Raw genomic sequence first — 9,893 nt, 5'->3', positions numbered from 1 at the left:
AGATGCTCTCTATTATCACTATTATTAAAGGCTAAAAGTTCCGCAAGGAACAGGTCGTATTTTTGAGCAAACAACGCTCAAAAATCTCCACCTTCATCATAAAAAAGTCGGTTCGTAAATCCTCACCTAAAGGCTAACGCCTATTCTTTTTTATGATGTCCTTGCGGAACTTTTTTCGGCTCGTGTGCTTTTCTCGCCAAGCCGACAGACAAAAAGCAAAACAATGGTTCTCGACTTGGACTAGCAAGTATACGAGCCGAACCGCTTAGATCGTTCGTTCAAAAATAGTCCTTATCTAAAAACTCGATACGTTTAATACGTGGGGTTTCGTCCCCACACGACGAGCCAGCACTCTAGCCAAAAAGCAAATTTGAGATCAAAAGACAAGAACAAAACGAGGTATCGCCAGCATTTTGGAAAAAAACAAGCTAAGTAAAAAAATAGAATAAGCTGCCCATATGGACAGCTCGTTTACATAATTATCGTTATTGGAAGTATAGGAGAGCATAAGAAAATCGCCTGTGATGGCGGTCAATTTTTAACATAGTAATGGAGTTCAATGTAATCATCTTAAAATTGCATCTTAACGAGGCGCATTAAAATATGTCGTTTTAATTTAACGCTTTTATGATGTTATCTACAAATATTTTATCGATTTCATGTCCTTGGTTTGTTTGTTCTGAATCCATAATTATTCCTTGTGATTTCTCTTTATCAATCCACAAATAGTATGTTTGAGTTGTTCCACTTAAAAAGTGAACATTTACTTTGAAATTTGGCTTGTGTGTACTAGATGTATTTGAATGTGTATGCCCGATATGGGTGATAGCGTTCACGAATGCTCCAACATCAAATTGTTTTACGAATATGTAGGTCTTATCCCCCTCAACTTCAATAAATTCAATAGATTTATTTTTTATGGAGTGTACTCCTTCACCGTCCTTCGCTGTATTATGAAGTATAATACCATCTTCTGACTGTTCGCAATCTCTTAGCATATACGCCACATCATGTGTTTCTTGAGGAGTAACGAACTTCTTACAAATATCCTTTCTATTGTAGTTTTTGTACTTGCTAGTAAAAGTAAATTTCTCCTCTTGATAAGTTACAGTTTCTAAACTCGGTACTTTTGCCTCCTCGTCAATGAAATAATTTTTAATTTGTATTTCGTCACTTTTTTTATCTTTTACATTTTGAGAAAATGTTTCAAATCGTTCTAGATTTCTAGATTTTTCTTTATATAAGTGTAAAACAATATCATTTTTGTTTGCTTCAGTGTATGTCTCTTCATCGCCATTAATAAATACAGTTAAAGCAGCGATCGATAAGCATAATGCTCCAACAATTAATGTTTTCTTCAAATTGAGTTCCTCCCTAAAAGATATTATAAATTTAATCATAACAATAAATGACTATTCTTATTAAAAAACTTAGTACCTCGAATAGGTTAAGTTTAGATCACATATCTCTAATTAGGTGATTAATAAACATGCATGTAAAGTTAACATAACGTCTCATTATCGGTAGCAAATACTTGGATAGAATCCTTGTGTTTATCAGGTTTCTTATCTTTCTATCTATTTATCTCATATACATGATTTTATACATCGTTGATGTAGCGGGGATTCTCCGAATTCCCGCTACTCTTTTTTTGCATAAAATCTTGTATAAATAAAAAAGTTTTTGATGTTAGTATCGAGAAGTAATACATATCGGTGGTAAAATCGGAATGTATTTCGATTTTAAATCGTTTTTAAAATCGGTTTTTATATCGGTTGCAAGTGTATTCCGATTTTGATTGAAATGTTGATTTAATCGTGTTTTATGAGTAAAAAACGTATTCCGTTTTTAGAGGAGGAATGAAAATTGGAACTAAAATCGGAAATGCATACACCGAAAATCGTTGCGGATCTTTTAGGGATGACACCCGATTTATTAAAAGTATGGTCAAACGAATTTAACATACAAACGGAGCGAAGCCAGGGAGGACATCGTAGATACTCGAAGGGAAATATAGAAGAATTAAAAGCAATAAAGGAAAAAATACAGGTACAAAAATGGTCTTATGATCAGGTTAGAGCATGGCGAAACGGAGAACTTGATTCGTTTGTTTCAAAAGAAGAAAAATCAGAATTAGAAAAGAAATTGGATGAAGTATTAGAAAATCAGCAATTACAAAATCAGTTTAATCAAGCGCTTGTTCAAAAATTACAGGAGATTACGAATGAATTAGTTACAACCAAAGAGCATTTAGTTAATACAGAGAAAAAGTTAACAGAAGTAGAGAGTAAAAATAGCGAATTAGAAGTTTTTATAGAGAAGAAGTTAGAGAAGCGGGATCAGCTATTGCTTGAAAACATAAGAGATATGCAGAAGGAAAATCGGAAACGAAATCGGAAGGGTTTTTTCGGTTTGTTTAAAAATTAAATGTGGTTGCTATTTCTTTGTAAGGTCTAATGTCGGAAAAGAAGAATAGCAATCTAGCATACATAGAATAAGGGAATGCAGTATAGATCAGTCTACAAGCATTCCCTTGCTATTAAAAATGTTAATAATATTTCAATGATGTTGCTACTATATATGTCATATTTATTAAGAATAAAAAGATTAATATATCTAGTGTTAAAAAAACATATAATATTATTTTCATCTTTTTAGATGTATCATTTTTAATCATATATATAATAAATAGCATTGTAGTTGATTGGAATAGCATGGTGAAAAATAAAAATGTAATAGCAAATACTATATTACCTGGTGCAAATCCGGTATTCATAATCAGTAGAGAACTAATTATATTAAGAATAAGCGTAGCTATTATAAAAATATATTTATAAATGTTTTTAATTTTGATCGCCTACTTTTTAATTTTTTAGTTGGTAATACAGTTGTTTGTTTTTATGGTTATATATAAGTATTTTTTTATTGTTTTCGTCTACAATGTAAACATCTTTTTCTTACCAATCTATTCCATGAGGTATATCTTTTTCAATTGAAAATAAAACATCTTTATTTCTAAAAGGAATTGAATTTTTATTAGCATGAATGTTTATTTCATGTTCTTTTGTTTGAATGCTATAATCTCCTGAATAATTGGAGAAGAAAGGTGTTAATTTACTATAAATATATAGAATTTCTTTTTTATCGCTTTCTTGATAAAAGTGGGAATTAATAACTTTTAGGTCTGATGTTTTTATATCTTTTGGTATAAGTAAAAAGGCAATGAGACAATAAAATATAACAACAATAGTAATTAAAGAATATATGTAGAGAAAGGCTATTAATAAATATCTTTTGTAATTGCTTTGTTTTATTATCTGATTTTGCAAATTTGAATCCTCCTTTAATAAAGAATCAATAGAAACATTAAATAGATTGCTTAAGGCTAATAAATTGGTTAGATCGGGAAGACTTTTTCCTAGTTCCCATTTAGATATAACTTGTCTTGAAATAAATAATTGGTTGGCTACATCTTCTTGTGTCATGTTATTTATTAATCTTAAATGTTTTATTTTTTTTCCAATGTCCATATATGTACCTCCTTTAATTACTTTAATTATTCTAATGTTAAATAGTAAGAAACGCATCGTAGCGTTATAAAAAAAGCATGCAATGATCTGTTGCGGAGCATTTTATTGTGATTTATCTTCTTGATAATTAAGAATTAGGAAGGTGAATTATATAGTTAATAAGAGAAATTATAGGGGATAAATTTTGTATAAGTTTTGATTTGAAATAAAATATATATTATCCATTTGTTGACAGAAACACGGAAAGTATATATATTTTATTTAATATTATGATTTCCTATTTAAGGGGTGCTATATGTTTAAAGATAAAAAAATGATTCGATTTGGTTTATGGCTATTTGTCTCTTTATCTGTAATTCAGTTTACTATTGGTTGTGTAAAAGGATATTATAAAGCCTCTACAGGTAATGAATTATTAATTTCAGAAACATGGAAAACGGTATTATTAGATGCTCCTGAAGGAATACTTGTTATTTTGGGTGCAATTGCTTTATATCAATTTACAAAAAAAGCACCAGAAAAAACGGCATCTATGTAGATGTCGTTTTTTTGATAGATTTTAAATATAGAAATTATCAAGTACATTGTCTTTTTCTTCTTTATTAATTCCAATGTATTTTAGTGTGATTTGGGGTGTACTATGATTTAGAATTTCTTGCAACATGGCTACATCTTTTGTTTGTTTATAGAACCAATAACCGAAGGTTTTGCGCATAGTGTGTGTCCCGATAGATTCTACACCGGCAAAATCTCCGGCTTTTTGCAATTGTCGATAAGCCTGGATCTTACTAATGGATTTGTCTCCTTTTCGAGAAGGAAATAACCAGGTATTATCTAGAGTTTGAGAATAAGAGTATACTTCATCAAAAATGGAAGTAAGGTTAATCATGCGTTCTTTCTTTGTTTTTCCTTCTTTGATTTTGAACTCTTTTCTCTTTTTCCGTTTTAATTTTATTATGGTTTGTGTTTCCAGTTGGAGTAGATCACTTACACGTAATCCGGTATGGATGCCGGTATGGATGCCGATAAGAAACAGAATATAGTCTCGTTCAGAACAATGACGTTTGAGAGCCCATTTCATGTCTTCGATCTGTTCTTTGCTACGGATAGGTTGGACATCAATGAGATGTGGTTTTTTGTTCATGGATTTTGACCTCTTTATTTATAGTGTTTTGAATGTATACTTTTGTTTTGTATTTTGAGGATATCAGGGAAATTGGCGAGAAGTCAATGGTTTAGGGGGAATGAATGTAAACTAATATTGAAAAGTTTACATTCGAGAAAAGTAAAAAAGAGTCCTATGTTTATGGGATTCTTTTTTTAATTTCTGATAACATTGTATTAATTAAATATAAAGGGTGATTTAGTAAGGATTTAAATATGTAAACCATTAGTTTACATGTATTAGATTAATGGTTTCTTTATTGATTAAGGGTTTATATGTAATGATTTCTTAGAGGTGAATAATATGAATTTAGGTTCGCAATTGAAAAAGTTTCGTGAATCAAAAAGCTTTTCACAAGAAGATGTGGCTCGAAAGGTTGGAGTGACTAGACAAGCTGTTTATAAATGGGAGAGCAACAAAAGTTATCCTGATATTGATAATTTGATTTTACTTAGTGAATTATATGAAGTAACAATTGATGAGTTAATAAAGGGATCAGAGGATGCTAGGGAGGAGTTAGATAAAAAGGATAAGGATGAGTGTGAGGACGATGAGGATGAAAATGATTTTGGCTTTTTTATAGGTATTGTTCTTATATTTATAGGGATATTTATTGGAATTGAAGGTATTTCTTTATTTATAACTATATTGGGAATGCTGATGATGGTATTTTATAGTGATGTAAAAAAAGCAATCATTAATGAATTTAAAATAAAAAGAAGACCGAACTAGATTGTTTTTCTAGTTTGATCTTCTTTTTATTTTATGTAAACAAATATCTAAAAGTTTACTTTCAAAAATATAAAAAGAATCCTGGGATTTCAGCATTCTTTTTGATAAATCAATAAGATATATTATTTAATTATTGAAAAGGAACGTCGTATATAAACCATGTTCCATTTTTTTTATACATATGGAATTGAATGTTGGTACCTATCCATGGGGGCATATTAATAACTGCGGAATCCTTGTAATCTTCGTTTATTATTACGGATGATCTTGCAAATCTAAAAGATGATAGAATTGTTTTATGAAATTCAGATGCTTCTTTTAAAAATTCTTTCTTTTCCTCGGTCATTTTTTCATCATTTTTATAGAAAAGATAAGTTATTTCATAATTTTTTTCTTGTATTGAATGTAAATATAATCTTACTATTGTTTTAGGTTTTTGCTCTTTTAGTGTATAAATATCTTGGGATTTTTGTAATTTATCATATAACTTTTGTTCTGTATGATTTAAATCTGCTAAATAAGGTGAAAGAGGAAATACAAACCAAAGAATAATGATTACTAAAATTAATAAACCTATTTTTTTCTTATTCATTAAAAGCCTCTCATTCCACATGTTATCAATATAGTAATATATTAATATATATAATGTGGTTTTGCTAGGCTTTTTATTACAAATAGATTTTCTTTGTTTGTCTTTTAGTATTTACAGTTTTGAATAAGATTAATTATTTTTATGAATGTAAATTTCTATTCAAAAGTTTACTTTCATAAATGATAACAACAATCTAATTATTTAAGGTTATTTTCATAGATATTTCTAATTTATATATTATAATTACAATATTAAGTTGTATTTATGGAGGATGTTATAGGGTGAACTACAAAAAAGGTATTATGATAGGTCTATTATGTGTATTTGTTTTTTCATTAGGTGGTTGTGATTTTTCGGATGGATTTAAAAATGGATTCAGTTCTAAAACTGAGAAAGTAGAAAATCAGGAGAAATAATAAAATTTTTATAGATGTTTTGAAGCCAAAAGATGACTTATTTGATGTCATTTTTTGGCTTTTTTTAGTGAAATTAAAAGTAATTAAAAACAAGAGGATGGTTAATAAAGTGGAATTGTTGTAAAAATAGTAGGATATATACTTTGAGATGTATATTCTATAGAGGGATGATATTGTATGGTTTCATAATAAGGTATAGCTGGATGTTGATAGTATGGCATATGCTGCATTGCATGATATACTGCATGCATTGTTGCTTGAGCTCCATGGGCTGTATAGACTCCGCCTATTGCCCTGTTTTTAATATAGTAAGGATTTATCACAATAATTCACCTCAGTTAATAATCAAATAAACATTTATATAATATGTCTAAAAACTAAACGGGGTCACGCCAGGGGAAAGGTTATTATTGCTTATGACAGAAGATTTAATAAGCGATTGGAACAACTGGCGAAATGATTATTGGGAGAGGGAAAATAATCGGTAAGTGTCAGCGGTAAGCGGACTGGAATGGTTCAGCGGTTTGTGCTGATCCATGAAAGGAGCATTAAGGAGTTGATACGTGCAGCTGAAGTATCACCCTCTTGGCATTTCCTCAAAACGAACCGTTTTGGGGATGCCAACCGGCGAGGGAGCCCCTCAAGGATTGAGGGGTTGGGGAGTTCGATTAAGGGGGTCTGGGGAATTCTTCCCCAGTAGGTTTGGACAAAGTCCAAGGTCTGGTTTTGCCATGCTAAGCATGGCTCGGCGGAGCCGAAAAGCGTCGCAGACCCCTATCGATTTTGATGCGTAAGTGTCAAAATAAGTATAGGGTTACTCTAATTGACTTCATTTCGTCGCTTTGCTAGACTTATGGTATCAATTAATCTAGGGAAAGTGGTGGCATTTTATGTTGGGTTCTATCTCATTTAATCAATCTCACCAAAGTTCATTGAGCCACAATAACAGAGAAAATATTCATGGAAATCCTGGCATAGATCCATCCAGGTTAGAGGAGAATATTTACTTTGTTCAAAAGGATATCCGAAGTGTATACAAGGATGTCTTTCAAGAAGCAGTGGACAAGTATAACGAGAAACAAAAACGGAATGACCGTAAAATTGATGATTATTATGACAAAATACATAAAGATGATAAGACACATGAGCAACGAGAATTAGTCGTGGCGATTGGGGAAGGTAAAGACGACTCGAAATATAGGGAAGCCAAAAAGGAAGCGTTAAAACAGTATGCAGAGGCGTTTCAAGAGAGAAATCCAAACCTAGCGGTTTATAACATGGTTTTACATGATGATGAAGCGAATCCGCATTTACATATTAACTATGTACCAAATTTCGAAAGTAGTCGAGGATTAACGAGGCGTGTCGGAATGGATAAAGCTTTGCAGCAACAAGGTGTAGAAGGAACGGGAAGAAAGTTAATTGCACATTGGAGAGAATTAGAAACGGCCTATATTGAACAATTAGCGAAAGAACACATTCCGAATTTTGAACGTGCTAATGTAGGTTCACATAAATACATGAAAGTCCGTCAATACAAGGAATATGCAGAAACAAAATCGATTGTTGAGAATCAAGTACAAGAAAAAGAAACGCAGTTACAAACGATTGACCATCATTTAAAAAACGTTGAAGAGAAAACAAACGAATTACAAGTAGCGAAAAAGAGTTTGGAAAGTGATGCCGTTGATAAGTACAAAGAATTAGAGATAGTGAAACAAGAAGTAGAGAGTGAAAGTGAAAAGCTACAGCTAATTGGCCAGCGTCATGTAGAGTTAGAAAAAAGAGTAAAACAAATGCAAAAAGAATTAGATAGTGCTACAGATCAAGTGCCAAATGAGCCTGTGGTGATTCCGTTTTTGCGTAGAGAAGTAATAACAGAAGTACAAGATAAAATGTTTGGGAAAGCTGAAATTACAAAGAAACAGACAAGAAATTATGTATTATCCCCGGAACAATATCAAGAATTTACAAAACAAGTGAATGCAGCGGTTACTATTAAAAAGGATTATGATCGTTTGAAAAAAACAGATTTTGTAAAAGAGAATGAGAGCTTACGAGCAGATAATAAATATTTAGAAGAAACAATAGAGGGTAATAATCTTGCTTTAAATCATTCTCATAAACAAAATCGTGAATTGAGAGAAGAAAATAAAGAATTGCATACTGAAATAAGCGGTTTAAAAACTCATATAAGGGGTTTGCGGGAAAATATAAGAGTTTTATATAACCTGTCAAAAAAAGTTCTTGGAGAGCGTTTTAAAATGTTTAGAGGGCTTGTTAATAATGAATTGGGTAGCAAGGGAATAGATAATCAATTTGAACATGAACATAAGAAAGAAATTAATAAACATCGAGGTTTTGATATGGAACGGTAAAAAAATAGGGAAACATTGTTTTTATCTTCAAGGTTATTGAAAACGTGATAGAATGAAAAAAAGAGCCATGCTGGAACATGACTCTTTTTATAGGGTATTCTACGAAAATACCTAGACTTCAATTATCTGATTATAGATTATCATAATTTGATTTATAATCAAATAGCAAAAAATAGGTGTTTTTGTTGATTCCCTCAATTTAGAGGAGGAATTAACAATGAATGAAGAATTGGGACAAGCTTTAAATCAAGCTGATAGAAATGCTAGAAAAAGAGATTTTGAGAGAGATGGAAAACAAAGAGACCAAGCTGAAGAACTAAAAAAATCTCTTTTACAACAGTTAAAAGAATTAACTGGAGAAGACCATTATGTTGGAACTAATAAAGATCCATTTGCTGGAGAGCCATTTAATCAAGTAATGCATAGAAATTTAGATTTGCTGAATAGTATTGGTTATTTAACTCAAGCAGAAGAAAGTTTTTTATTTAGAATTCAAGCTTATTTGGAATTTAGAAGTAATGTTATTATTTGTAGAGATGATAAATTTAAAAGGAAACGAAAGAGCGTTGAGGAAGATTTTGAGTTACCAAAAGCAGCAACTGTTTCTGAAATTGCTGAAATGATAGGGAAATCAAGAGAAAAAACTTCTTTGGTTATGAATTCATTAAAGAAAAAAGAGATTTTACTTAATCCAGAAGGTGCTGGACAAATTATTGAAAATGGTCGCACTGTAAGTCCTAGAACATGGGTGGTAAATCCTTACATAATGATTTGTGCACCTCGAAAAAATGAAGTAAAACTTGATAAATTAACGATGAGATTGTTTCAATATTCTTTGAAAAATCTTAAAGATCAAAATGGTAAAAAAGTAAAATTACCAACTAGATTTTTTTAGACTGTATCAATTTGATATAGTCTTTTTTATATGTATTTTAAAGTGTATTATCCACTTAATTGATTATTTGTATTTTTTTAGGTGTGACGAAAACGTCACAAAAAGGTTTAAAAGTGTGACGTTTTCGTCACACCCTGAAAAGTGTATTCAACCCAGTCATATCAAGGGATTTACACGTTTTTTGT

General features: G+C 30.9%; 10 protein-coding genes and 1 pseudogene. 6 read left to right on the top strand and 5 right to left on the bottom strand.

Annotation, left to right across the window (positions count from 1 at the left end; genetic code table 11):
- Window positions 1-611 precede the first annotated feature (611 nt).
- Window positions 612-1,361, bottom strand: a complete 750-nt coding sequence (locus MKX77_RS30570) for a DUF4362 domain-containing protein (protein WP_341308762.1) — start codon at window positions 1,359-1,361, stop codon at window positions 612-614.
- Window positions 1,362-1,866: 505 nt separating this feature from the next.
- On the opposite strand from MKX77_RS30570, the gene MKX77_RS30565 reads away from it, so the two are divergent.
- Window positions 1,867-2,427: a MerR family transcriptional regulator gene (locus MKX77_RS30565; protein ID WP_044439906.1), complete on the top strand. Its 561-nt coding sequence runs from the start codon at window positions 1,867-1,869 to the stop codon at window positions 2,425-2,427.
- A gap of 437 nt (window positions 2,428-2,864) precedes the next feature.
- Here MKX77_RS30565 and MKX77_RS30560 read toward each other — a convergent pair.
- A pseudogene (locus MKX77_RS30560) lies at window positions 2,865-3,530 on the bottom strand (helix-turn-helix domain-containing protein).
- 295 nt (window positions 3,531-3,825) lie between these two features.
- Between MKX77_RS30560 and MKX77_RS30555 the strand changes: the two are divergent.
- A complete protein-coding gene (locus MKX77_RS30555) occupies window positions 3,826-4,068 on the top strand; it encodes a DUF3937 family protein (RefSeq protein WP_016107356.1) in 243 nt (80 codons plus the stop codon).
- Window positions 4,069-4,089: 21 nt separating this feature from the next.
- On the opposite strand, the gene MKX77_RS30550 is transcribed toward MKX77_RS30555, so the two are convergent.
- Complete coding sequence (locus MKX77_RS30550; RefSeq protein ID WP_341308761.1) at window positions 4,090-4,674, bottom strand: tyrosine-type recombinase/integrase; 585 nt, start codon at window positions 4,672-4,674, stop codon at window positions 4,090-4,092.
- Between the two features lie 324 nt (window positions 4,675-4,998).
- Here MKX77_RS30550 and MKX77_RS30545 point away from each other — a divergent pair, with 324 nt between their 5' ends.
- Window positions 4,999-5,427, top strand: a complete 429-nt coding sequence (locus MKX77_RS30545) for a helix-turn-helix domain-containing protein (protein ID WP_135217156.1) — start codon at window positions 4,999-5,001, stop codon at window positions 5,425-5,427.
- A gap of 130 nt (window positions 5,428-5,557) precedes the next feature.
- Here MKX77_RS30545 and MKX77_RS30540 read toward each other — a convergent pair whose 3' ends face one another.
- A complete protein-coding gene (locus MKX77_RS30540; protein WP_341308760.1) occupies window positions 5,558-6,019 on the bottom strand; it encodes a hypothetical protein in 462 nt (153 codons plus the stop codon).
- Between the two features lie 281 nt (window positions 6,020-6,300).
- On the opposite strand from MKX77_RS30540, the gene MKX77_RS30535 reads away from it, so the two are divergent.
- Window positions 6,301-6,435, top strand: a complete 135-nt coding sequence (locus tag MKX77_RS30535; protein ID WP_341308759.1) for a hypothetical protein — start codon at window positions 6,301-6,303, stop codon at window positions 6,433-6,435.
- Between the two features lie 101 nt (window positions 6,436-6,536).
- Here the strand turns inward: MKX77_RS30535 and MKX77_RS30530 are convergent, their stop codons facing one another.
- On the bottom strand, window positions 6,537-6,758 hold the full coding sequence (locus MKX77_RS30530; RefSeq protein WP_341308758.1) for a hypothetical protein: 222 nt from the start codon (window positions 6,756-6,758) through the stop codon (window positions 6,537-6,539).
- 567 nt (window positions 6,759-7,325) lie between these two features.
- Here MKX77_RS30530 and MKX77_RS30525 point away from each other — a divergent pair.
- On the top strand, window positions 7,326-8,813 hold the full coding sequence (locus MKX77_RS30525; protein ID WP_341308757.1) for a plasmid recombination protein: 1,488 nt from the start codon (window positions 7,326-7,328) through the stop codon (window positions 8,811-8,813).
- 217 nt (window positions 8,814-9,030) lie between these two features.
- On the top strand, window positions 9,031-9,708 hold the full coding sequence (locus MKX77_RS30520) for a Rep protein (RefSeq protein WP_199715786.1): 678 nt from the start codon (window positions 9,031-9,033) through the stop codon (window positions 9,706-9,708).
- Window positions 9,709-9,893: the final 185 nt, after the last annotated feature.

The organism is Bacillus sp. FSL R9-9410, from assembly GCF_038050385.1.
GTDB lineage: Bacteria > Bacillota > Bacilli > Bacillales > Bacillaceae_G > Bacillus_A > Bacillus_A cereus_U.
Note: the sequence above shows the minus strand (reverse complement) of the source record. Positions and strands in the feature narration are given on the sequence as shown.

What these genes read in the sequence shown, in the direction of transcription:
- MKX77_RS30555 (WP_016107356.1), top strand. Translation starts at nt 3,826, where the DNA reads ATGTTTAAAGATAAAAAAATGATTCGATTTGGTTTATGGCTATTTGTC.
- MKX77_RS30550 (WP_341308761.1), bottom strand. Translation starts at nt 4,674, where the DNA reads ATGAACAAAAAACCACATCTCATTGATGTCCAACCTATCCGTAGCAAA.
- MKX77_RS30545 (WP_135217156.1), top strand. Translation starts at nt 4,999, where the DNA reads ATGAATTTAGGTTCGCAATTGAAAAAGTTTCGTGAATCAAAAAGCTTT.
- MKX77_RS30540 (WP_341308760.1), bottom strand. Translation starts at nt 6,019, where the DNA reads ATGAATAAGAAAAAAATAGGTTTATTAATTTTAGTAATCATTATTCTT.
- MKX77_RS30525 (WP_341308757.1), top strand. Translation starts at nt 7,326, where the DNA reads ATGTTGGGTTCTATCTCATTTAATCAATCTCACCAAAGTTCATTGAGC.
- MKX77_RS30520 (WP_199715786.1), top strand. Translation starts at nt 9,031, where the DNA reads ATGAATGAAGAATTGGGACAAGCTTTAAATCAAGCTGATAGAAATGCT.